Source organism: Halomonas caseinilytica (assembly GCF_001662305.1).
Taxonomy (GTDB): domain Bacteria; phylum Pseudomonadota; class Gammaproteobacteria; order Pseudomonadales; family Halomonadaceae; genus Halomonas; species Halomonas caseinilytica.
In genome coordinates, this window is the sequence record NZ_BDEP01000005.1 from 96,420 (window position 1) to 118,292 (window position 21,873).

At 62.5% G+C, this 21,873-nt stretch carries 25 protein-coding genes and 1 pseudogene; 12 read left to right on the forward strand and 14 right to left on the reverse strand.

Features of this window, described 5'->3' with window-relative positions; translation table 11 throughout:
• Positions 1–11: 11 nt before the first annotated feature.
• Complete coding sequence (locus A9O65_RS03650) at positions 12–563, forward strand: nucleotidyltransferase family protein (protein ID WP_064701388.1); 552 nt, start codon at positions 12–14, stop codon at positions 561–563.
• Between the two features lie 96 nt (positions 564–659).
• Here A9O65_RS03650 and A9O65_RS03655 read toward each other — a convergent pair whose 3' ends face one another.
• Positions 660–1,301, reverse strand: a complete 642-nt coding sequence (locus A9O65_RS03655; RefSeq protein ID WP_064701389.1) for an NHL repeat-containing protein — start codon at positions 1,299–1,301, stop codon at positions 660–662.
• Positions 1,302–1,336: 35 nt separating this feature from the next.
• Positions 1,337–2,599 carry a winged helix-turn-helix domain-containing protein gene (locus A9O65_RS03660; protein ID WP_254783120.1) on the reverse strand — a complete coding sequence of 421 codons (1,263 nt, stop codon included), beginning with the start codon at positions 2,597–2,599 and terminating at the stop codon, positions 1,337–1,339.
• Positions 2,600–2,685: 86 nt separating this feature from the next.
• Here A9O65_RS03660 and A9O65_RS03665 point away from each other — a divergent pair, with 86 nt between their 5' ends.
• Positions 2,686–3,468, forward strand: a complete 783-nt coding sequence (locus A9O65_RS03665) for a DUF899 domain-containing protein (RefSeq protein ID WP_064698940.1) — start codon at positions 2,686–2,688, stop codon at positions 3,466–3,468.
• 33 nt (positions 3,469–3,501) lie between these two features.
• On the opposite strand, the gene arfB is transcribed toward A9O65_RS03665, so the two are convergent.
• The 3 genes from arfB to A9O65_RS03680 are packed head-to-tail and all read right to left on the reverse strand — an operon-like array spanning position 3,502 to position 5,104.
• The gene (gene arfB, locus A9O65_RS03670) at positions 3,502–3,915 is read right to left on the reverse strand and encodes an alternative ribosome rescue aminoacyl-tRNA hydrolase ArfB (RefSeq protein ID WP_064701391.1); all 414 of its coding nucleotides are present in this window, start codon (positions 3,913–3,915) and stop codon (positions 3,502–3,504) included.
• 19 nt (positions 3,916–3,934) lie between these two features.
• The gene (locus A9O65_RS03675) at positions 3,935–4,156 is read right to left on the reverse strand and encodes a DUF3820 family protein (RefSeq protein ID WP_064701392.1); all 222 of its coding nucleotides are present in this window, start codon (positions 4,154–4,156) and stop codon (positions 3,935–3,937) included.
• 51 nt (positions 4,157–4,207) lie between these two features.
• Complete coding sequence (locus A9O65_RS03680) at positions 4,208–5,104, reverse strand: LysR family transcriptional regulator (protein ID WP_064701393.1); 897 nt, start codon at positions 5,102–5,104, stop codon at positions 4,208–4,210.
• Between the two features lie 180 nt (positions 5,105–5,284).
• Between A9O65_RS03680 and bla the strand changes: the two genes are divergently transcribed.
• From bla to A9O65_RS03695, 3 genes are all read left to right on the forward strand, one after another.
• Positions 5,285–6,187 (forward strand): class A beta-lactamase, encoded by a 903-nt coding sequence (gene bla, locus A9O65_RS03685; RefSeq protein ID WP_217641198.1) that lies wholly within the window; start codon positions 5,285–5,287, stop codon positions 6,185–6,187.
• A gap of 93 nt (positions 6,188–6,280) precedes the next feature.
• On the forward strand, positions 6,281–6,913 hold the full coding sequence (locus A9O65_RS03690; protein WP_064701394.1) for an NAD(P)H-binding protein: 633 nt from the start codon (positions 6,281–6,283) through the stop codon (positions 6,911–6,913).
• Entirely contained in the window at positions 6,910–7,275 is a 366-nt protein-coding gene (locus tag A9O65_RS03695) for a hypothetical protein (protein ID WP_064701395.1), read from the forward strand. The genes A9O65_RS03690 and A9O65_RS03695 overlap by 4 nt, the downstream gene beginning before the upstream one ends.
• A 10-nt stretch (positions 7,276–7,285) precedes the next feature.
• Here A9O65_RS03695 and A9O65_RS03700 read toward each other — a convergent pair whose 3' ends face one another.
• From A9O65_RS03700 to trkI, 6 genes are all read right to left on the reverse strand, one after another.
• The gene (locus tag A9O65_RS03700; RefSeq protein WP_064701396.1) at positions 7,286–8,068 is read right to left on the reverse strand and encodes a TSUP family transporter; all 783 of its coding nucleotides are present in this window, start codon (positions 8,066–8,068) and stop codon (positions 7,286–7,288) included.
• A gap of 3 nt (positions 8,069–8,071) precedes the next feature.
• On the reverse strand, positions 8,072–8,545 hold the full coding sequence (locus A9O65_RS03705) for a YbaK/EbsC family protein (RefSeq protein WP_064698947.1): 474 nt from the start codon (positions 8,543–8,545) through the stop codon (positions 8,072–8,074).
• Positions 8,546–8,616: 71 nt separating this feature from the next.
• Entirely contained in the window at positions 8,617–9,387 is a 771-nt protein-coding gene (locus A9O65_RS03710) for a DUF1499 domain-containing protein (protein WP_064701397.1), read from the reverse strand.
• Between the two features lie 148 nt (positions 9,388–9,535).
• On the reverse strand, positions 9,536–10,249 hold the full coding sequence (locus A9O65_RS03715; RefSeq protein ID WP_064698949.1) for a response regulator transcription factor: 714 nt from the start codon (positions 10,247–10,249) through the stop codon (positions 9,536–9,538).
• A complete protein-coding gene (locus A9O65_RS03720) occupies positions 10,239–12,221 on the reverse strand; it encodes an ATP-binding protein (protein WP_064698950.1) in 1,983 nt (660 codons plus the stop codon). Before A9O65_RS03720 ends, A9O65_RS03715 begins: the two co-directional genes overlap by 11 nt.
• A gap of 66 nt (positions 12,222–12,287) precedes the next feature.
• Positions 12,288–13,766 carry a Trk system potassium transporter TrkI gene (trkI, locus tag A9O65_RS03725; protein ID WP_064698951.1) on the reverse strand — a complete coding sequence of 493 codons (1,479 nt, stop codon included), beginning with the start codon at positions 13,764–13,766 and terminating at the stop codon, positions 12,288–12,290.
• Positions 13,767–13,971: 205 nt separating this feature from the next.
• Between trkI and A9O65_RS17440 the strand changes: the two genes are divergently transcribed.
• The 3 genes from A9O65_RS17440 to A9O65_RS03735 all read left to right on the forward strand — a co-directional run bounded on the left by A9O65_RS17440 (position 13,972) and on the right by A9O65_RS03735 (position 15,303).
• Positions 13,972–14,160, forward strand: a complete 189-nt coding sequence (locus tag A9O65_RS17440; RefSeq protein ID WP_064701398.1) for a hypothetical protein — start codon at positions 13,972–13,974, stop codon at positions 14,158–14,160.
• The gene (locus A9O65_RS17445) at positions 14,157–14,297 is read left to right on the forward strand and encodes a hypothetical protein (RefSeq protein ID WP_244534474.1); all 141 of its coding nucleotides are present in this window, start codon (positions 14,157–14,159) and stop codon (positions 14,295–14,297) included. The genes A9O65_RS17440 and A9O65_RS17445 overlap by 4 nt, the downstream gene beginning before the upstream one ends.
• 136 nt (positions 14,298–14,433) lie before the next feature.
• Positions 14,434–15,303 (forward strand): glycine betaine ABC transporter substrate-binding protein, encoded by an 870-nt coding sequence (locus A9O65_RS03735; RefSeq protein ID WP_064701399.1) that lies wholly within the window; start codon positions 14,434–14,436, stop codon positions 15,301–15,303.
• A gap of 147 nt (positions 15,304–15,450) precedes the next feature.
• Here the strand turns inward: A9O65_RS03735 and map are convergent, their stop codons facing one another.
• Entirely contained in the window at positions 15,451–16,239 is a 789-nt protein-coding gene (gene map / locus A9O65_RS03740; protein ID WP_064698954.1) for a type I methionyl aminopeptidase, read from the reverse strand.
• Positions 16,232–16,492: a ParD-like family protein gene (locus A9O65_RS03745; RefSeq protein WP_064701400.1), complete on the reverse strand. Its 261-nt coding sequence runs from the start codon at positions 16,490–16,492 to the stop codon at positions 16,232–16,234. Before A9O65_RS03745 ends, map begins: the two co-directional genes overlap by 8 nt.
• A gap of 375 nt (positions 16,493–16,867) precedes the next feature.
• Here A9O65_RS03745 and A9O65_RS03750 point away from each other — a divergent pair, with 375 nt between their 5' ends.
• The 3 genes and pseudogenes from A9O65_RS03750 (at position 16,868) to A9O65_RS03760 (ending at position 20,144) form a co-directional block, all read left to right on the forward strand.
• Positions 16,868–17,452, forward strand: coding sequence for a TetR/AcrR family transcriptional regulator (locus A9O65_RS03750; RefSeq protein WP_064698956.1), 585 nt, complete (start codon positions 16,868–16,870; stop codon positions 17,450–17,452).
• Between the two features lie 108 nt (positions 17,453–17,560).
• Positions 17,561–18,919 (forward strand): annotated as a pseudogene (locus A9O65_RS17450) (sodium:solute symporter family protein).
• 10 nt (positions 18,920–18,929) lie between these two features.
• Positions 18,930–20,144 carry a metal-dependent hydrolase family protein gene (locus A9O65_RS03760; RefSeq protein WP_064698958.1) on the forward strand — a complete coding sequence of 405 codons (1,215 nt, stop codon included), beginning with the start codon at positions 18,930–18,932 and terminating at the stop codon, positions 20,142–20,144.
• Positions 20,145–20,311: 167 nt separating this feature from the next.
• On the opposite strand, the gene A9O65_RS03765 is transcribed toward A9O65_RS03760, so the two are convergent.
• The gene (locus tag A9O65_RS03765) at positions 20,312–20,947 is read right to left on the reverse strand and encodes an OmpW/AlkL family protein (RefSeq protein WP_064701401.1); all 636 of its coding nucleotides are present in this window, start codon (positions 20,945–20,947) and stop codon (positions 20,312–20,314) included.
• A gap of 207 nt (positions 20,948–21,154) precedes the next feature.
• Here A9O65_RS03765 and A9O65_RS03770 point away from each other — a divergent pair, with 207 nt between their 5' ends.
• The gene (locus A9O65_RS03770; protein ID WP_082920106.1) at positions 21,155–21,805 is read left to right on the forward strand and encodes a glutathione S-transferase family protein; all 651 of its coding nucleotides are present in this window, start codon (positions 21,155–21,157) and stop codon (positions 21,803–21,805) included.
• Positions 21,806–21,873 lie beyond the last annotated feature (68 nt).

The window sequence follows — 21,873 nt, forward strand, 5'->3', positions numbered from 1 at the left end:
GGCCTCCTGTCATGTGCCATGACCTGGAAAGCCGGGTTCTTGCCTGGTTACGTGCCGACCCCGCTCGGCTCGAAGCACTGGAGCTCGCCGAACGACTGCGCCTGGACGACTGGTGCCTGGCTGCAGGTTTCGTGCGCAACCTGGTATGGGATCGTCTCCACGGATACACGCATCCGACGCCGCTCAATGACATTGATCTCGTGTACTTCGATGCCCGGGATGACTCGGCGGCGCGGGATCGTGAGCTGGAGGAGTATCTAGGTGCCGTGTCGAACCTGCCCTGGTCGGTCAAGAATCAGGCCAGGATGCATGAACGTAATGGCGATGCCCCCTATCGCTCGACGTGCGATGCCATGACGTATTGGGTCGAGCATGAAACGGCCGTGGGTGCCCATCTCGGCAGGGATCAGCGCCTGTCACTGGTGGCACCATTCGGCCTGGCGTCGTTGCTGGCAGGCGAGGTGACCTACAATCCGCGATGCTGCAACCGGACGGCATTTCGTGCGCGCTTCCGCCGCAAGGAGTGGTTGTCGATATGGCCAAGGCTGGTTGTCGTCGGCTGAAAGAGCGCATGCACGTCCGACCGAAGGCGCGGCGGGGCGATGTGTCGGGGCAGGGTGGCCCCGGGAGCCATCCTGCCCGAGTGGCGGGCGTCGTCGTCAGGCATTTCGCGTCGGGCGTCGGATGGCCCTGACCCGCCCGCTGGGGCCGCCGCCGCAGAAGAACCGATCGGCCCCGTCGGATTCGAGCCCCGAGACCCCCGTGTCGGTCGGCAGTTCGAGGCGTTGCTGTACCTCCCCCGTATGCGGGTCGACCCGCCTCACATCGCTTTCGCCGCTTTCCCAGGTGCCGTGCCAAAGTTCGCCGTCCACCCAGGTAACGCCGGTGACCATGCGGTCGGATTCGAGGATGCGCAGCACGTCGCCGGTCCAAGGATCGACCTGAAGGATCTTGCGTCCTTCATACTGTCCTACCCAGAGTGTTCCTTCGGCCCAGGCCAACCCCGAGTCATCGTCTTCGCTGGGCGAGGGGATCGTCGCGAGCACATCTCCCGTCTCTGGATCGATGCGCTGGATGCGCTTGCCGGCGATCTGGTACAGGTGCTGGCCATCGAAGGCCGTTCCGGCGGTTGCCGCAGCATCCACCGAGCGCCCTGTCCTGCCGCTTTCCGGATCGAGGGTGGTCAGCGTCTCGCCGGTCGCCAGCCAGATGGAGCGGCCGTCGAATGTCACGCCATGCACGCACTCGATGCCGGGAAACGGGCCGTACTCGCGGATCACGTCGGCTGAATGTCGTTGCATCGTCTTCTCCTTGGTTGTCGATTACCTGACCAAGGCTAGCCGCTCGGCAGTGGACCAGGGAGTAACAAGGTTGTCGTGAACCCGGGGATGGTGGCTGTCATCCAGCGACACGTCCGCCCACGGCCATGGGCCTGCGCCTTGCCCATCGCCGCCAGCGCATCGAGCGAGCGTTGTACGGTGCGCTGGCTGACCCCGAGAGCGAGTGCCAGGGCCGAGCTCGACCAGGCTTCGCCGTCGGCGAGCAAGGCCAGCACATCGGCATGCGGCGTATCGTCGGGCGGCACCAGCACGACGACATCGCGGGCATCGTGTGGCGCGAGCGCAAAGCCTCGGCGTGTCGCGTTCACCGTGGCCAGCGGGCGCAGCGCCGTGCGCAGTCGGCCGATCTCGACCCGCAGCCGCGCACGATGCGTCTCGTCGATGTAGCGCGTTTGGAAGGCGTGCTTGATGAGGATCTCCCGCGGTACGTCGTCGGGCCACGCTTCGCCCAGGGCGCGCACGAGCGCGAACAATACTGGCCGTCGGGTCAGCGCGACCAGGGTGTCGGTGTGGCGCACGACATGGCGGCACCCATCCACCACCAAGGCCCGGGAGGCCAGGAGAGCCTCGACATCCGCGAGCAGCAGGGGGCGCTCGCCGTCGCATGTCATTCGGCGCGCCGCGGTGGTGTGCAGCACATGGGTGGCGGTTTCGATCTCCGCCAGCAGGGCTGGAATGCCGGCGGCGCGAGCGGCGTGCCCGGCTCTGGCGAGTGCGGAATGGACTCGGCCGGTCTTGAGTCGTCGCGTCGCGATGCCCGCTACCACGAGTTCATGGGCGGCTCGCAAGGCCGGTGGCAAGGCGGCGGGATCGATGCCCGAGAGGCGTTCGTCGGCCGCGTCGAGGCGACCGAGCAGCAACAGATGGCGGGCCTCGAGGTGACGAGCATGGGAGGCATTCACGAGATCGCCGTGTGACGCGAGGGTCGCGTGGGCATCCTCGAGCGCCCTGGCGGGCCAGCCGAGGTCACGCGAGACGAGCGCAATCTCGGCCTCGGCGATGATGCATCGCGCACGCGCCACCGTGTCCTTCGAGCCAAACGCTCGCGCGGCATCGCGCAGCCGTTCCCGGGCCAGCGCGAGATCGCCGAGCCGCGCCATGGCGATGCCCCTCAGGGCGAGGGCTGGCGCATCCTCGCGCAGGGCAATCCGGTTCAGTGCGCCGAGCGGGTCGCCCTGCGCGAGCGCGCGCCCCGCAGCCGCGATCAGGGCATCCATGGAAATGTCGCCATCATTGTTACTCCCGGACGCGCCGTGCATGTACTAACTATATCTCATGGGTCGGTATCGACAGGCCCGAGAGATGACACGAGCGATCATGCACGATTCGAAAGGAGAATGCCGAGATGACGGGACATCGAACCGGGACACGCGAAGAATGGCTGAGGGAGCGTCTCGAACTGCTCCAGGCGGAGAAAGCGCTGACCCGGCGCAGTGATGAATTGGCGCAGTGGCGGCAGTCGCTGCCATGGGTACGGATCGACAAGTCGTATCGATTCGATACCGAGAAAGGAGAGGCCTCGCTCAAGGATCTCTTCCAGGGGCGCTCGCAGCTGATCGTCTATCATTTCATGTTCGGGCCGGACTACAAGGCGGGTTGCCCGTCCTGTTCGATGATCGCGGATGGTTTCAACGGCTTCACGACCCATCTGGCCCATCATGACGTCACCCTGATGGCAGTATCACGAGCACCACTGGCGGTCCTGCAAGCCTACAAGCAGCGCATGGGCTGGTCCTTTCCCTGGGCGTCGTCGCCCGATGGCGACTTCAACTTCGATTTCAATGTCTGGTTCACCGAGCAGCAACAGCGTGACGGCGACATCGAGTACAACTATCAGCGCGAGCCTGCCTTCGCATGGCGGGAGGGGAAAGAAGGCGGTGGCGAGGCACCGGAAGCGCAGTTCGCGGCCATGTGCGGCACCGATTCACCCACCTACCAGCGCGACCGGCCGGGAATGAGCACCTTCGTCCTGGAGGATGGCGTCGTCTACCATTGCTATTCCGCGTATTCGCGTGGACTGGATGGCTTGTGGGGCGCCTATCAATGGCTCGATCGAGCTCCCAAGGGACGCAACGAGTCGGGAGGGATCTGGTGGCGCCGTCACGACGAGTACGGTGACCATGCATGACGGCACCCTGCGGATCCGGATGGACATGTCCGGTCAGGGCTTGACCTTGCCGCGCAGGGCCTTGGTCTTGCCCTTCTGCACCTTCTTGTCGACCCGGCGGCGCTGGGAGCCCCGGGTCGGCCGGGTCGCCTTGCGGGTCTTGCGCGGCCGCACGGCGCCCTGGATCAGTTCGCGAAGCCGTTCCAGGGCGTCTTCCTTGTTCAGCTCCAGGGTGCGATGGTTCTGCGCCTTGATGATGATGACCCCTTCCTTGCTGATGCGTTGATCCGACAGCGCCATCAGGCGTTCCTTGTAGAAGGGCGGCAGGCTCGAACCGGGGATGTCGAAGCGCAGGTGCACCGCCGAGGCGACCTTGTTGACGTTCTGTCCCCCCGCGCCCTGGGCGCGAATCTGGGTGATCTCGATTTCCCGGTCGTTCAGTTCCACGGTGTTGGAAATACGCAGCATAGGCTCCCCGGGTCCGGGGTCATGCCTGCGACGCGTGTCGCAGTGGGTCAAGCAATCCGCCCAGACCGTTATGGTCGATTTCATGCATCAGGTGCAGCAGCCGGCCGATCTCGCCGCCTGGAAAGCCCTCTCGGGCGAACCAGTTGAGGTAGGGGCCAGGCAGGTCGGCGATCAGGGTCCCTTCGTACTTGCCGAAGGGCATCCGCAGGGTCACCAGTCGTTCCAGGTCCTCGGGGTTCACGGGCGTGCTCCTGTCATGACAAGGGCGGTATCTTACGGCAATGGCCGGTATTCAGGGAAATGCCGGGGTGGTATCCGCGGCGATGGCCTTGCCCAGCCAGTCCTCGAAGGCGTGCATAGCCGGTGTGACGGGGCGGGACTTCAAGCGCGTCAGCCAGTAGCTGCCCATGGAAGTGTGCAGGTCGAAGGGCTGGCGGATGGCGCCGCTGGCCAGTTGTCGAGTGAACATCCGGGGCGGGCAGAGCGCCACTCCGGCCCCCTGCAGGGCGGCGTCCATCATTGCCAGCGAGGAATCGAAGACGATGCCCTGGGCGAGAGGTGGTGTGGCATGCACGCCGGCGGCTTCGAACCAGCTCGCCCATTCGTGTTCGCGGTAGGAGCGCAGCAGGGGATGCTGTGTCAGGTCGGCCGGCTCGCGCAGGGTGGCGGCGATGCGCGGAATGCACAGCGGGGAAAGCGGCGCCTCGAACAGCGGTATCGCCTCGGTGCCGTGCCAGCCTCCATCGCCGAAGCGTACTGCATAATCCAGCCCTTCGGCGGCGATGTCGGCTCGATTGTTGTGGGTCGACAGGCGCATCTCGATGAGTGGATGACGCGCTTGAAAGTCCGGCAGGCGGGGCAACAGCCAGCCCACGGCGAAGGTTCCCACCGCGCCGACCATCAGGATGTCGCGGACCCGCCCCGTCTCCAGGCGTTCCAGCATCTCGGCCATGCGATCGAAGGAATCCTGCATGATGGGCAGCAGCGCCTCGCCTTCCGGCGTGATCAGCAGGCCCCTGGGCAGACGCTTGAACAGCGCCACGTCGAGCCGGTTCTCAAGCAGCTTGACCTGATGGCTGACGGCCGCCTGGGTGACGTTCAGTTCGTTGGCTGCCTGAGTGAAACTGGCATGTCGCGCGGCGGCCTCGAAGGCACGCAGGGCATTGAGGGGAAGGTGGGGTCTGGCCATGACAAGCCCTAACTCAGCTTATGTGTGAGGCAAAATATCATGGTTTGTGGTGCGAATGGCCGCTATATAGGCTTGATCTTCGATGATGTCGTGAAGGAATCGGATATCTGGCCGAGCAGCGTTTAATCTGGCCTGTTTGCCGCTTGATCGAAGTGTTTCCTCACATGTAAGGAGAATGTCGTGTCGTTATCCCTGACCCGTCGTGGGTTCACTGCCCTGCTTGGTTCCCTGGCCGTGGCGGGAGCCATGCTAACCCCGATGATCACCCTGGCCGATGCCGAGAGCGCTGGCCTGGAGGCCGAGCTGGCATCGCTGGAGCAGCGGCTTGATGGTCGTCTTGGCGTCACGGTGACCGATACCGGCAGTGGCCGGCATTGGGGCCATCGCGAGGACGAACGTTTCCCCATGGCCAGTACCTTCAAGGTCCTGGCCTGCGCCGCCTTGCTGGATCGCGTGGATGCCGGCCAGGAAGAACTGCAGCGCCGCGTGATCTACGAGAAGGATGATCTGGTGACCTATTCGCCGGTCACCCAGGAACATGTCGGGGAACCCGGCATGACGCTGGATTCGCTCTGCGAAGCTGCCATGGGCTACAGCGACAACAGCGCAGCCAACATGGTGCTGAAGGCGATCGGTGGCCCCAGTGCGGTGACCGATTTCGCACGCTCGCTGGGCGATGACATGACGCGCCTCGACCGCTGGGAAACCAAGCTCAACGAGGCCACTCCCGGCGATCCGCGCGACACCACCACGCCGGCGGCGATGGCGGCCGACCTGCAGGTGCTGTTCCTCGGCGATCGACTCTCGAAAGAGTCCCGAGAGCGACTCACCGACTGGTTCCTCGGCAACCGGACGGGCGATGCTCGCCTGCGCGCCGGCCTACCCGATGACTGGCGGATCGGCGACCGGACCGGCAGTGGTGAACATGGCTCGACGAACAACGTGGCGGTGGCCTGGCCGTCGGACGGCGAACCGGTGATCATCAGCGCCTACCTCACCGAGTTCGAAGGCGACATGGACCAGCGCAACGCTGCCATCGCCGAGGTCGGAAAGCTCGTGACAAGAGCCTTGCAGCAACACTGAACGGCTGTGGTTGCTGCACTCGCGTCGGGCCGGCCTTGAATCTCTCGGGGCCGGCCCACATGCAAGGGAGACACACCCACGCGAGGAGGCGGCATGACGACACTGGTGATCGGCGCCAACGGACAGATCGGGCGCCAGTTCTGCGAGCTGGCCAAAGCGGCGGGCGAGCCCATCAAGGCGATGGTGAGAAGCGAAGAACAGCGCGCCTGGTTCGAGGAGCGTGGCATCGACACCGTGGTGGCCGATCTGGAAGGCGAGCTGCGCCATGCCTTCGAAGGCTGCGACCAGGTGCTCTTCACGGCAGGGTCCGGGCCGCATACGGGGCCTGACAAGACGTTGATGATCGATCTTCATGGCGCGATTCGAGCCGCCGACCTGGTGAGTGAGCTGGGACTGTCGCGCTATCTGATGGTCAGCGCCATGCGTGCCGAGGATCCGTTGACTGCCCCCGAGAAGTTGCGTCCCTACACGGCGGCCAAGTTTGCCGCCGATGCGCACCTTCGCCATGCTCGCGTGCCGCATGTCATCCTCAAGCCCGGCCGGCTGACCGATGAGGCCGCCACCCGCAAGGTCGCCACCTCGCTCGAGGAAACCGGTGGTGAGAATACCGTCTCCCGGGCCAATGTGGCGCACGCGCTGTTGCATCTGGTCCAGGCGCGCACGCTGGCTGACCGTGAATTCGACCTGCTCGACGGCGAGCGCGAGATCGCCGAGGCGCTGTCATGAGCGACGGGGGCGCCTCCGGGAGTGGCGAGCAGGCCCTTGCCGATCAGGCGCGGCGGGTGCTGGAAACGGTGCCCGACACGGCCTTGCCGATGACCTATCGCCAGCTGGCCGAGGCGCTCGGGTTGACACCACCGCGCACCATCCAGCGCGTGACGACGGCCTTGGAAGCGCTGATGCGCGAGGACGCTCAGCAGGGGCGTCCCATGATTGCCGCTCTGGTCGTCAGTCAGCGAGGCGAGGGGCTGCCGGCGACGGGCTTCTTCGAGCTGGCCGCCGAGCTGGGGCGACTTCCGGCCGATCCCGCGAGGCAACTCGATGCCTACCGCGAGGAATGTCGCCGTGCCCTGGCGACGCGTGGCTGAGGAGATTCCCTCAGCCGGACCCGACGATCAGCCCGAGCACGCTGACCAGGATCAGCACCGCACCGAGCACACGGAAGAAAACGCCGCTGCCGGCGGACAGCATGTAGCGGTGGGCGCGTTCGCCGAGCAGATGGCCGACCAGCGCACAGGGCAGCAGCCAGAGCTGGTGGATCAGTTGCAGGTCCACGCCGGCGATGAGGAACGAGACCATCTTGATCGCCACCAGGATGAACCACAGCACGAACAGGGTATCGCGCAGCTGGTGCTTCGCCACATGGCTGGCGAACACCGAGACGATCAAGGGCGCGCCGATCAGCGAGGTGCCGCTGACATAGCCGCCCAGTCCCAGCAAGGTGCAATCGACCACCTTGCCCTGGCTGCGAAACGGCTTGTTCAGCAGGTAGCTCGTGCCGTAGACGAGCACGATCGCGAAGATGATGATCGACATGATGTGGCCCGGCAGGGTCAGGAGACCCACCACGCCGATCAGCTTCGGCACGATCATGATCTTCAGTGCCCGGAATAGGTAAGCCCAATCGATGTTGCCGCCATCGTTCCCTTGTCCGGCCTCGGAGTTGCTAGCCTGGCGATGGCCGCGCCAAGCGATCCAGCTCGAGAAGATCAACAGATGGATGGCGACGATCGGCAGGAAGACCAGCGGCTCATCGAGGACCAGCAGCAGAAAGGGCAAGGCCAGCACCGCGCCACCGAAGCCCAGACTCGTCCTGACGAAGCCGCTCCAGGCGAAGATCAAGCCGATGAGCGCATACTGGTACCACGCGAGATCTGCCATGGTTCAGGCGATTTCCGGTGTCTTGCAGACATCCACCCACTCGGCGCCGACGAGTTCGGCGAGCCGGGCCGGCGCGAGGCGGACGGCGCTGTTCACCTCGCCGGCGGCGGGCAGCACCTCGTCGTAGGCCTTGAGCGAGGCATCGCAGTAGACCGGCAGCGGCGTGGCCAGGCCGAACGGGCAGACGCCGCCCACGGGATGGCCGGTCAGTGCCAGCACGGTCTCGGCATCGAGCATCTTGGCCTTGCCGGCGAAGGCATCGCGCATCTTGCGATTGTCGAAGCGCGCGTCGCCACTGGCCACCACCAGTACCTGTCTATCGCCGATCCGGAAGGCCAGGGTCTTGGCGATCTGGCCGGGCGCCACCCCATGCGCCTCGGCGGCCAGTTGGACGGTGGCCGTACTGGTCTCGAGTTCGAGTATCTCGATGTCGGGGGCGTTTTCGGCGAGAAAGGCGCGCACACTGGCGAGGCTCATGATCGACTCCCTGATGCATTGATGAGCCATGATGATAGCGAATCGGGTCAGGCTGTGAAGGCGTGTCGACGCTATTCCCGCAGGCGCTGCGCCACGTCCTCGAGGAAGGTCTGGATGCGGGCCGCATTGGTGCCGAGGTCGCTGCGACCGATTCGAGAGGCCGAGCGCATGTCGACCTGAACGCCGCTCGGCGTCTCCGTCAGCCGGACCACGATATCGTCCTCGAAGCCGAACCAGCGTGTGGTAGCGGTGGCTTCGAGCCGGTGGGACGTGACCTCGGCGACGTGCCAGTCACGGGCATCGACCGTGGCTTCCACGGCGGCCATGACGCGCGCCAGGGGCTTATCCAGGGTGAGCGGCGCGAGGCGCGGATAGGCAATGCGCTGCTGCCGGGCGAAGGGCTTGCCGGGATAGGCGACTGCGTTGGGTGCCGCCTGGCGCTCGTCAGCCAGGGCCTCGAAGGCGGGCGGGTCGGTCATGTCGGTGGTGATGTCGTGGATCGGCGGCGCGGTGCGGGCCATGTGCATCATCTGTGCTGGCAGCGCGATGGTTGCGGCCACGGCCAGGATCACCACCATGCCGACCAGTGCCGGCCGCCAGCGCCGGCATAGTCCGGCCACCATGAAGGTCAGTAGGCCGAGCACGCCCGCCCCCAGGGCCAAGTGTGAACCCTGGCGAAGCAATGTGAACGAGGACCCCAGCGACAGCCACTCCAGGCGGTAGGCCGGACCCGCGGCGCCCATCAGTGCCACCGATATCACCAGCAGGAGGACACCCAGCCAACCCAGCACGACGGGCCAGCGACCGCCGCGAGGGCGTGGCTTGAAGGACAGGGACGACATATCACGCGTTCTCCCGATGCGGATGACAAACCACCATCATAGGCCTCCGACCCCGGCTTTGCCGACCGGGTGCCGAAAAAATCCTCGCCAGGAGACGGAAAAGCCGCTCGAAGCGGTGGCTCGGACGTACCGACATCAAGGCGACCGGTTATGCCTCGGGATCTCGAGGGGCCAGCAAGCGATAGCCGATGCCCGCTTCGGTCTGCAACAGGTGTGGCGACTGTGGATCGTCGCCCAGCTTGTGGCGTAGCTTGCTGATCACGATGCGCAGGTAGTGGCTATCGTGGGCGTGATCGGCGCCCCATATATCGCGCAGCAACTGGGTTTGTGTCACCACGCGCCCGACCTGCCGGACCAGCAGGGCGAGCACGGCGTATTCCTTGGGCGTGAGATGCACAGGGTCGCCATGCAGACTGACGCGATGGGCTGACAGGTCGATGGTCAGCCCTGCGTGTCGATAGCATTCGACGTCGCCCGTGGTGTCCGGCCGTCGCCGGTGGCGCAGCAGCGCGCGTACGCGAGCGAGGAGTTCCTGGATACCGAACGGCTTGGTGACGTAATCATTGGCACCATTGTCGAGTGCGCGGACCTTTTCGCTTTCCTGACCACGCACGGAGACGATGATGACCGGGATGTCGCTCTGCGCCCGCAGCGCATCCAGCACGGCTTGCCCGTCCATGTCGGGCAGTCCCAGGTCGAGCAGAACGAGGTCGGGGGCTTCCTCGCGGGCCCGAGCGAGGCCCTGGGTTCCCGTTTCGGCCTCGATCACGCTGAAGCCCTGGGAGACCAGGCTGATGCGCAGGAAGCGTCGGATCTGTGGTTCGTCGTCGATGACGAGCACTCGGTCGCGTTCAGTCGGCATGAGGGGGCTCCGAGTCTTGCGTGTCCTCCGTGACCGGCAGGGGCAGATGGAGGGTGATCATGGTGCCGATCCCCTGCGGGCCGAGCCTGGCATCGACACTGCCACCATGCGCGCCGACCATGCCCTGGCAAATGGCCAGCCCCAGGCCACTGCCATAGCGGCTGCGGTCGCCTTCGCTGCCGGTGTGGAACATGTCGAACACAGCTTCCCGCATCTCGGGAGCGATGCCCGGCCCCTGGTCCATCACCCGGATCTCGAGCTGCCGGTGGTCGGTATCGAGCCGGCCCTGGATGCACACCTGGCCGCCCGGTGGGGAGAAGCGTGCGGCGTTGTCGATGACGTTGACCAGTGCCTGCTCGATCAGGGCGGGATGAACATGCAACAGCGGCAGGTCCGTGGGCCAGTCGAGTCGAAGCTCGAGGGGGGACAGCGCTGGCGCCAGGCGTTGCACGGCAGCCGACACCAGGTCGTCGAGGGAGATCCAGTCGCGCTCGAGCTTGAGGTTGCCGTGTCCCAGCCGGGTCATGTCCAGCAGGTTCTGGATATAGCGGTCGAGGCGTTCGCTCTCGCTGAGAATGCCGTCCAGCAGTTCCGCCTTGTCCTGCGGGCTCAACTGCGCTTCCAGGTCGCGCAACGAGCTCGCCGAACCGATGATCGACGCCAGGGGCGTGCGCAGGTCATGGGAGACGGAGGAAAGCAGTGCCGAGCGCAGGCGTTCGTTCTCTTCCGAGACCCGCGTCGTTTCCAGTTCGCCGACCAGGCGTGTCCGTTCCAGTGCCATGGCCAGCTGGCCGACCAGCGACTCCAGCAGCGCTTCGTGATCGGGACTCAATGGCGCGGGGCGCTGCCCGAGCTTGATGCCCACCATGCCGATGCTCCGCCCCCGTGCCGACAGGGGCAGCATCCGCCAGCCTTGGTCGTCCTCGTCGAGCTGCCCGGTACCCACGCCACTGGGGCGCTGGTGCTGCCAGCTCCAGCTTGCTGCGGTCAGGGCTGGCGCATCCGGTACGGTTCCCTGTGGTATGGCCTGCCGAATGCATGGATGGCTGCCACCTGGCTCGAAATCCAGGAAGGCGACCGGGACATGCAGCCATCGCTCCAGCGCAGTGAGGCCGATATCGCACACCTGTTCCCGATCGGTCGCCGCGGAGAGGGAGCGTGAATAGGCCAGCAGTCGCTGGGACTGCTCCTGGCTGTGACGCAGGGCGTGCAGGCGTCGACGCCCGGTCCCGGCGAGTTGGCCCACCACCACGGCGACCAGCAGGAAAAAGACTACGGTGAGCAGTTGTTCCTTCTCGAGGATGGCCAGCGAGAAGCGGGGCTGCATAAAGAAGAAATTGAAGGACAAGAACCCCAAGAAGGCACTCAGCATGGCCGCCCTGGTACCGGCGAGGGCCGCACTGGCCAGTACGGCTGCGAGAAACACCAGGGAGAGGTCGGCCAGCTCCAGCCAGGCCTGCAGGAGCCAGGCGGACCCCAGGGCACAAAGGGACGTCGCCGTCGCGATCGCGGGTTCGCGCAACTGGAATCGCTGCCAGGTCCTGCGTGGACGGAAGCGGGGACGCTTGCTGGTCTCGGCGATCATGACCAGGTCGAATGCGCCGCCCGCATGGAGCAGGCGCTCGGGTAGCGAGCGACGCCAGAAGCGCCATCCGGAAGGACGCGAACAGCCCACCAGCAGGGTCGTGATACGGTGCTCGTCGGCGTAATGGAGCAGCTCCGCCACACGGTCCTGACCCTGGATCGTGTGCATTTCGCCGCCCAGGCGAGCGACCTTGGAAGCGTCCTGCTCCAGGACGAGGCGTCTGTCGGCATCGAGGCGGCCGCCGTCGACATGCACAGCCCCCCAGGGCAACTGCTCGCGTTCGGCGAGACGGTGAGCCGAGCGGATCAGCGCGGCATCCTCGCTGCTACCGCTGAGCGCCGCCAGCACACGCGGGCCATGCAAGGAGGTGTTGGACGATCGGGTCATGGCGGCTTCCTGAGCGTTGTCCGGCATCATGGGAAAGTCACGTCAAACGTCATGGCAAAGAGGCCGCTATTGTCGCCAGAACATGGGCGTCAGCAGAACCAGTACCGTGAGGATCTCCAGGCGGCCCATCAGCATGCCTGCGCAGAGTAGCCACTTGGCGGCATCCGGCAATGGCGCGAAGTTGCCGGCAGGACCGATCGTCTCGCCCAGGCCGGGGCCGACATTGGTGACCGCCGTGGCCGCACCGGTCAGGGCCGTGATGAGATCGAGTCCCAGCAGGCTCAGCCCAAGGGCCAGGCCGGCGACCGTCAGGAAGAAGAAGAACGAAAAGGCCACCACACCTCGGGTGATGTCATCGGTCAGCGGCTGGTTGTTGTAGCGCGAGACGAAGACGCCGCTGGCGTGGATCAGATAACGCAGTTGGTTGCGCAGCAGCAGCATGGCCACCTGGAACCGAAAGATCTTCATGCCGCCGCTGGTGGAACCACTGCATCCGCCCACGAAGGTGAGATAGAAGAAGGCCACGACGGGCATGGCCCCCCAGGCGCTGTAATCATCGGAGGCATAGCCCGTGGTGGTGACCACGGAGATGACGTTGAACGTCACGTGAGTCAGTGAGGTAAAAGGTGCCGAGCCCTGACCGATTCGCCAGGCCGTGAGTGCCAGGATGACGATCAGCAGCAGCAACAGCAGGCCTTGTACCTGCTGGTCACGCACCAGGGCCAGGCGCGAGCCCCGCAGGAAGCGGATGTAGAGCACGAACGGCAAGGCGCCGCACAGCATGAACAGGCTGCCCATCCAGAGCAGTTGTGGCTGTTCGGCATAGGCGCCGAAGGACGCATCGGAGTTGGCGAAGCCGCCGGTGGCCAGTGAGGTCATGGCATGCACGACGGCATCGAGCGGGGTCATGCCGCCCAGGTAGTAGGCCAGTGCGGCCAGCGCGGTGAAGCCACAGTAGATGCTCAGGGTCGCCTTGGCGATGCCGCCCGTGCGTGGCATCACCTTGTCGGACCAGTCGGAGGATTCGGTGTGGAACAGGCGCATGCCGCCTACCTTGAGGAACGGCAGGATGGCGATCCCCATGACGATGATGCCGATGCCGCCGAGCCACTGCATGATACCGCGCCAGAGCTTGAGGCCATCCGAGAGCTCCTCGATATGCACCAGTATCGTCGACCCTGTGGTGGTGATGGCCGAGACGGATTCGAAGACCGCGTTGGTCAGGGTCAGTTGTGGTGCGCCCAGCGCCAGCGGCAGGCTGGCAAAGCCGCTGATGGTCACCCAGCTCAGCGTCGTCAGCACGAACATCTGCCAGGGCTTGAGGCTGATGGGAACTCGCCAGGTAACGAGCCACGATAGCGCCGCCGCCGCGAGCACGATGGCGATCGACAGGCCGAATGCCATGGCATCGGGCTCGCCTTCGACGATCAGTATCAGCAGTGGAATCGCCATGAACATGGCCAGCACTACCCATAACACGGCGAGCACCTTGAGAATGGGTGCCCACCGGCGCAGTGCATCCGTGACCCTCCGGACGTCAGGCATGAAAGAGGCCCTCCTTTGCATCCACCTCACCGACGATGAGAAACATGAAAGCACGAGGTGACGTAAAAAGTCCGTAAAACTGCGGAGGCTGATGGTATTCGGGGAGGGGGCTCAGCGGTAGCTAGCTTGGTGGCCCTGGATCTCCTGCTGCTCACCCATGAGCCGGCAGACTGCGAACCCACTATCGACGAGATTCCGCGGACTGGTGCGCCGGTGCGGTGATAGTGAGCACATCGCCATCGAGAGTGCCACCCCGGAGGCGGCCTTCGAGTTGCAGCGGCGCGGCTATCGCGTGCTGGACGCCCAGGAGCCCCTTGAACTGGCGCGTGCCTTCAAGGTGCCCAACGAGATCAAGATGGTGCGCTCATCATGGCGGGTTGTGGAAGAGGCATGACGCTCTGCGTGGAAAGCTTCATCGGCCACGAGGACGGCGGCGAGGGCGTCAAGCTCGAGGAACAGTTGTATATTCGCGACGACGGCCGGGTCGAGCTGCTGTCGGATTATCCCTTCGATCCCAGGCTGACGGCCTAGGCCGTGTCCCGGCAGGGGCGTCGCTGCCATTCCCTTTTCTCATGGCCGGCATTCTCAATCCAGGGGCGGGGAAGGGCACAGACCTTGTTACTATCGAGCATCGATAACATAACGCGAGAACGGGGAGACCTCTCAAATGAAGAAAGCCTCATCCGCATTGCTGGCTCTTGCCCTCATCCCGGCGAGCCAGGCCCTCATGGCACAGGACAAGGAACTGGTCATCGGCACCAATAACTGGGCCGAGAATATCGCCGTCGCCAATATGTGGAAGATTCTGCTGGAGGACGAGTACGGTTACGACGTCAAACTCTCCAATGTTAGCAAGAATGCGCTCTACGCGGCCATGTCCCAGGGTGACATCGATATCTCCATGGAGATCTGGCTGCCGATCACCGACAAGCCCTTCCTCGAACCCTACAAGGACGAGCTCCAGGTGCACGATGCCTGGTACGAGGGCGCCGGGCTGGGGCTGGTCGTGCCCAGCTACGTCGATATCGACACCATTCCGGAACTCAAGGAACGTGCGGATGACTTCGAGTATCAAGGCAGTCCCTCGATCCTGGGCATCGACAGTGGCTCCGCGATCGCCGGTTTGACCGACGACGCCATCGAGCAGTACGAACTGCCGCTGTCGCAGGTCAACAGCTCAGGCCCCGCCATGATGGCGGCCCTCGACGGTGCCTACGCAAGCGAGGAACCCATCGTCGTGACCCTGTGGAGCCCGCACTGGGCCTTCGCCGAATATGATCTCAAGTATCTCGAGGATCCCGAGGGCGTCTATGGCGAGAACGAAACCATCTACTGGTTCTCGCGCGGCGACTTCGCCGGCGATGATCCCTGGCTGACCGAGGTGCTGAATGCCTGGAAAATGGACGACGACAGCCTCGGTGGACTCATGGCGACCATTGAGGAAGTCGGTGACCCCGAGGAAGGCGCCCAGCAGTGGATCGACAACCACCGCGACACCATTGATCCGTGGCTGGCTGCGGGCGAGGCAGCCGAGTGACCGATGTCACCGAGCAAGCCGCCGGTGGCTCGCCAGCCCAGTGGGCACCGAAGCCCGTGAGGCATGAATGTCCACCGTACTCGCAGGACCGCGTCAGGGCGTGGTCCTGCTTCAGGGGATCGATCATGGCCGGCACTCGGCCCCATTTTATATGGCAGGGTAGTCTTCGGGATGGTCGGGCCAGGACGTCAGAACCTCGAAACCTTCCTCGGTGACGGCCACCATGTGCTCCCATTGAGCCGATAGGGAGCGGTCCTTCGTGATGACTGTCCAGTCATCGCTCAACGTTCTCACGAAACGTTTTCCCGCATTGATCATGGGTTCGATGGTAAAGATCATGCCGGGCCTGAGTTGCAGTCCCTCTCCTGGCTGCCCGTAATGCAGAATCTGCGGCTCATCGTGGTAGACCCGGCCGATGCCGTGCCCGCAATACTCTTGAACGACGCTATAACCGTTCCGGTGGGCAACGGTTTGAATGGCGTGCCCGATATCTCCGAGCGTCGCGTCGGGGCGCACGGCGTGAATACCGGCACGCATGGCGTCATAGGTCGTTTTCACCAAGTGCCGTGCCTTGGTGCTGGGCGTGCCAACGAAGTACATGCGACTCGTATCGCCATACCAGTCGTCTTTGATCAGCGCGACATCGATGTTGACGATGTCGCCATCCTTCAACGCCTTGTCCGACGGTATGCCGTGACACACCACATGATTGATAGAGGTGCAGATTGTCTTCGTGAAGCCTTGATAGCCCACGTTAGCCGGAATGGCTTGCTGCACGTTGACGATGTAATCGTTGCAGATCCGGTCAAGTTCGTCGGTCGTGACCCCCGGCTGAACATAAGGCGCAATCATGGTGAGCACTTCAGCGGCCAGCTTTCCGGCAGTACGGGACATGGCCAGGTCGGTAGGCGTGTGGATCGTGATCTCGCTACCCATGGGAAGCCGCCTCTTCGTCATGGGCCTGTGCAAGGCCCTTGGCGCCGGCAAGTGCTTGTAAATCCAGCCCGCCTGCCTGTTCAGCGCGGATCAGCAAGCGACTGAGTTCGCTATGATCCAGATCCGGATGTAGCTCAGCCAGCATGCCGATGCGCATCCAATGCTCGGCTTGGGCATTGATCGACCGGCTAAGCGCGTGACTGGTGAGGCGTAGAACCTCATGCATGTCCTCGGAAATTTTCACGATCCCCATGACGACCTCACTTATATATGATTCGTATATGTTTCGTATGCTATGCAAGGCGTGGCCATTTGGCAACTCATGAGCTCCGCAAGACAAGGGGCCGTGGTTGAACATGGAGCACGGTATTGTCCAGCCAGGGCTGCCTTGGCTATAAGCGTATAGCGTTACGTCCCGGCTTATGGTCCTCGGTGGCACTGATGAAGGCTTGAGGTCACTTAGGCTTAGCAGCACCTGCTGGCCAGCCTGGGTGGCATAGGGGCCACTGCTGAAGGGTGGGTGAAACCGTGATTTCCAATAATAAAACCGACTTGACGGTTTGTTTTTTGCGATGCTATCTGTGTGAGAGGCCATACAACAACAAGCGCCAACGAAGAGACCATCATCATGAAGTGGCAGCAACGCAAAAGCTGGGAAACACGCCGTAAGCTACTGAATGCCGCGCTGATCTGCCTGGAACGCGATGGGTTTCACAGCTTCCGGCTGGATCGCGTCGCCGGCGAGGCCGGTGTATCGAAAGGGGCCTTGACGCACCACTTTGCCAACAAGGACGACCTGTTGGTCCATGCCATCGAGAAGGTGCTGGATGAGTTCGTCGAGGCATTGGCTTGCGGTGCCGATGAGTTTCACGACGGTCATCTGACGCTGGATGGGTTTCTCGATCTGGTGTGGCATTACATGAGCGGTCAGTTATATATGGTGACGCTCGAAATTGCCCTGAAGGCACGCCACGAGCCGGATTTCAAGAATCTGTTGACGCCCCAGGTGCGGCGCTTCCATTCACGCATCGATGATATCTGGGAACGGCTGTTTCCCCATCTTCCTCCCGAGAGATCCCGTCATTTGATGAATCTTTCCATGAACCTGCTTCGTGGCATGGGAACGCAGAGCGTGTTCCGAGAAGATTCTCAATATTTCAACGAACTATTGAACAGTTGGAAAGCCATTCTGCGACAGGAAGTCGCTTCCTGAGCGTGACGGTGCGCTATCACTCTTCCGTGCGCCATCTCCTACCCATAACAATCTCAATCAGGAATTGAAGTCATGCATGAAACTATATTGATTGCTTATCTGATCTTGATGGTCCTGGCAGGCATCTATTTCTCGAAGCGCAAAGTCCGTGATGATGCCGACTTCCTTGTAGCGGGGCGCTCGCTGCCATTCTTCGTCGTAACGGGGACGCTACTTGCCACCTTTGTCGGTTCTGGATCGGTGATTGGCGGTGCGAGCTTTGTCTTCCAGAACGGTCCGGGGGCCGCGATTTTCTTTTTCGCCGGCACGCCCATCGGGGCGTTCATCATGTACTGGTTCCTGGCCAGGCGTATCCGTGACTCCGAGGCGACGACCATTCCCGAGTTGATTGAGAGCCGGTACGGAAGCTTGGCGCGTACGGTCGCTTCACTGATCATCCTGCTGGCCTACATCGGTATCGTTTCCTATCAGTTTCTGGGTGGTGGCTATGCGCTCAACATTGCCTTCGGCCTGCCGACCTGGCAGGGCACACTGATATCGGCAGGCATCATTACCCTGCTTGCCATGCTGGGTGGGCTGGTGTCGGTTGCCTACACAGATTTCATCAGCGCGATCATCATTTTTGTCAGCATGTTGATTGGTGTACCGATTGTCTTGAGCGAACTTGGTGGGTTCTCGGGCATGCTGGCGGCCTTGCCGAGCGAACAACGTACCCTGACCGGGGGGCTCAGTGCATGGTAGGCAATCAGCTATTTCCTGCCCTTGTTTCTCCTGCTGCTTGGTGACCAGAATCTCTTCCAGCGTTTTGCCGCAGCCAGGGACTCAGGCACGGCTCGCCGTTCGGCGATGGGATTCATGGTCACGGGGTTTGTCTGCATCGTGCTTATCGTCCTCTTGGTCAGTAGCACACGCGTGTTATTCCCCGATATCAATCCTGACACCGCCATGCTGGTCATGGCACAGCAAGGATTGCCGAGCGTGCTGGGCGCATTGCTGCTGTCTTCGGTCGTGGCCCTCATCCTGACGACGGGGAATTCCTATTTGCTCTCGTCTTCGGCCAATCTGACACAGGATATCATCACCGGCCTGTTCAAGGTCTCGATCCCGGCAGCGAAACGCCTGATCTTCAATCGAATCAGTGTTACGGCGCTGGGGATTGTCGCTTATATCCTGGGTGCGTTTTTCCCCAGTGTTCTGGCCATCCAGATGTACTCGTACGGCATGTACGGGGCGGCCATCACCCCGGCCTTGCTCGCCGCCCTGCTATGGAAGCGTGCCACGCCTTCAGGAGGGCTGGCCGGCATGCTCACCGGTGGTGCGGTCACGCTGATCTGGGAGATCGGCCTGAGCAAACCGCTCGAGTGGAACAGCGTGCTGGTCGCCATGCCATTGGCCACGTTCGCGCTCGTTGTTGTCAGCCTGTTGACACAACCCGCATCGAGCCACACGCAAACCACACGAGGATAAGGAGTTCTGCATGCTGATCATCAAGAATTGCCGACTTTTCGATGGTCTCAGCGAGACCGTCAAGGACGACCAGAGCGTTGTGATCGAAGACGGCCGCATCAGTCACATCGTCGACGGTGTCGAGAGCTCGGCCCACGCTGATGTGATCGATGCCGCCGGAGCGACGCTGACACCTGGGTTGATCGATGCACACGTGCATGTTCTTGCGGCATCGGCGAGTCTCAAGCAGGTCGACTTGATGGCGCCTTCCTATGTCGCACAGTTTGCGCATCATTCACTGCGCGCCATGTTAAGGCGGGGGTTCACCAGTGTCCGGGACGCAGCGGGGGCTGATTACGGGCTGGCACAAGCCGTTGAAGAAGGGCTGATCGATGGTCCCCGGCTCTTTTACTGTGGCAAGGCCTTGAGCCAGACCGGAGGGCATGGTGACTGGACGCCATTCGAGGGTGGATGCCTCTGTGGTTGCGGGGCCTCAACGAGTATTTCCCGCATCGCCGATGGCGTGGAAAACGTGCAGCACGCCGCTCGGGACGAGCTGCGCAAGGGAGCCAACCATATCAAGATCATGGCTGGCGGCGGCGTGGCCTCACCCTCTGATCCGATAGATGTGTTGCAATACACGGAAGACGAGATCCGGGCGATCGTCTGGGAAGCGAAGGCATGGGGCAAATATTGTCTGGCGCATGCCTATATTCCTGAAGCCATCTCGCGTTGCCTGGAATACGGGGTGCGCTCGATAGAGCATGCCAATCTGATCGACAAGTCAGCTTGTGAGCTGGCCAAGCAACGTGAAGCCTTTATTGTGCCCACGGTCAGCACGTACGAGGCACTGGCCAAGTATGGAAAGGAGATGGGATTACCTGCGGTTAGCTGCGCCAAGGTAGAAGATGTTCGCCAACAAGGTCTGGATGCCCTGGAGCTCCTCCGGGATAGCGGCGTTCAGGTCGGCTTGGGCAGTGACTTGCTCGGTGAGATGCAACGTTATCAAATGCGCGAATTCATGTTGCGCGGAGAAACCTTTTCGCCCATTGAAGTGCTCAAGCAGGCGACCTCAAACAATGCTCGCCTGCTTGACCGTGAAGGAGAGATTGGCGTGATACGCCCTGGGGCACTGGCTGACCTGGCCCTGTGGGAAGGGCAGCCCGATGAGGACCTCGGAGTGCTCGAGTATCCGGAAAAGACGCTCAAGGCCGTCTTCAAGGAAGGGCGACAGATCACCTGGTAATCCATCGCCCCTGTGACGAAAGGTTCAGCATTCCATGAGCCAGCATTATCTCCAGGTTGATTGTGGAGATGGTCAGAGAAGAAACTATAAGGTTGATGGATGACTGGATAATAAAAACCGAGCCATTGGGCTCGGTTTTTTTAATGCTTCAGGCACTGCCATGACCTTCAGAATCGATAGCTAATGCCACCCATGACCACCAGGGGATCGATATCGACCGTGGTGTCGTAACTTGAGCCGCCGATGGTTGCCGTGGCATCCGTGTCGATATCCAGATACCAGGCGGCTGCATTGAGCGCCCAGTGATCGTCGAGCAGCAGGTCAACGCCGAGCTGAGCGGCAACGCCCCAGGAATCATCCAGCTCCAGGTTGCCGCCGTTGACGTGCTCATCGGAAAAGTGGGTGTAATTGACCCCAACGCCCGCATAGGGTTGAACCGGTGATGTCGTGCCACCCAAAGGATAGTATTGAACGGTCAAGGTGGGTGGCAGGTGCTTGGTCGAGGCAATGTTGGCGCCGTCCAGCGCGATGTCATGTTCAAAGGGCTCTGCCGCGAGCAGCTCGATGCCCACCTTGTCCATGAAGCGATATCCGAGGGTAAAGGCCGCACCTCTGTCCGAGTCGACATCGACGTCGCTGACGCCAATGGAATTGAAGTTGCCGTTGTCACTCTTGGGATCGACCTTGGCAACGCCTACCCGCGTGTAAATGTCACCCTTGCCATAAGATGCCAATGCGGAAGAGGAGAAAGCTCCACCTGCCAGGGCCAGGAAAATGGCAGATAATGCAGTAACCTTCTTCATTAGATCGACTCCCTCGAAAATGCTGGCGTCTGAACGCTGAGTGCAGAGGCCAACCTTGGCCAAACTGACATTCTCTACTTTACTTGTTTCTGATTTATCTTTCCTGAGGCAGGTTGTCGCATTGCGGGTGTCGATTCGACAGGCTCCCGTTCGACCATATCAGGCATCAAGAAACGTCACGATGTCTATCAATCGAGGGAGTTGACCATGATCCAGCTATACGGAGCACCTCCGACACGTGCCCTGCGTGTTCTTTGGTTGCTCAACGAGCTAGGCCTGGAGTACGAGATATGCCCGGTGGACCTTCTGCAAGGTGAGCACCTGCAGCGGGACTTTCGTTCCCTCAACCCGGCGGCCCGGGTTCCCGTGTTGGTCGATGGGGATCTGGTGGTGACCGAGTCGTCGGCGATCCAGCTCTACCTGGCCGAGAAACATCCCCAATCGGGGTTCATGCCCGAGACCGTGGAGGAAAGGGCCCAGATGTATCGCTGGATCTTCTTTTTGGCGACCGAAATCGAGGCCCCTCTGTGGCGCATCGCTCGCCATACCTTCCTTTATCCGGAAGATAAGCGCTTGCCTGAGGATGCCGCGCTGGCCCGGCAGGAATGCGTGGAGATGGTGGCCGTGCTCGAGCGGCACATGGCGGATCGTGATGTCATGGTGGGCAACCGGCTCAGCGTGGCCGATTTCAATGCCGCCTATACGCTGGACTGGGCGAACGAAGAGAAGATGCTTGATGAGGCGCCGAGGTTGAGAGCATACCTGACGTCGATGCATGCCCGTCCCACGGCACCGCCCACGATTGCTGAGGCGTTCAAGGCGCTGGAAAAGGGGGATGCCATCGGCGGGGCGGGGTGATCTGGCCCAGGGGCACGACATTGATAGTGGAAAATTATAAGCAGGTTAACTATATTGATGGGTTTGTC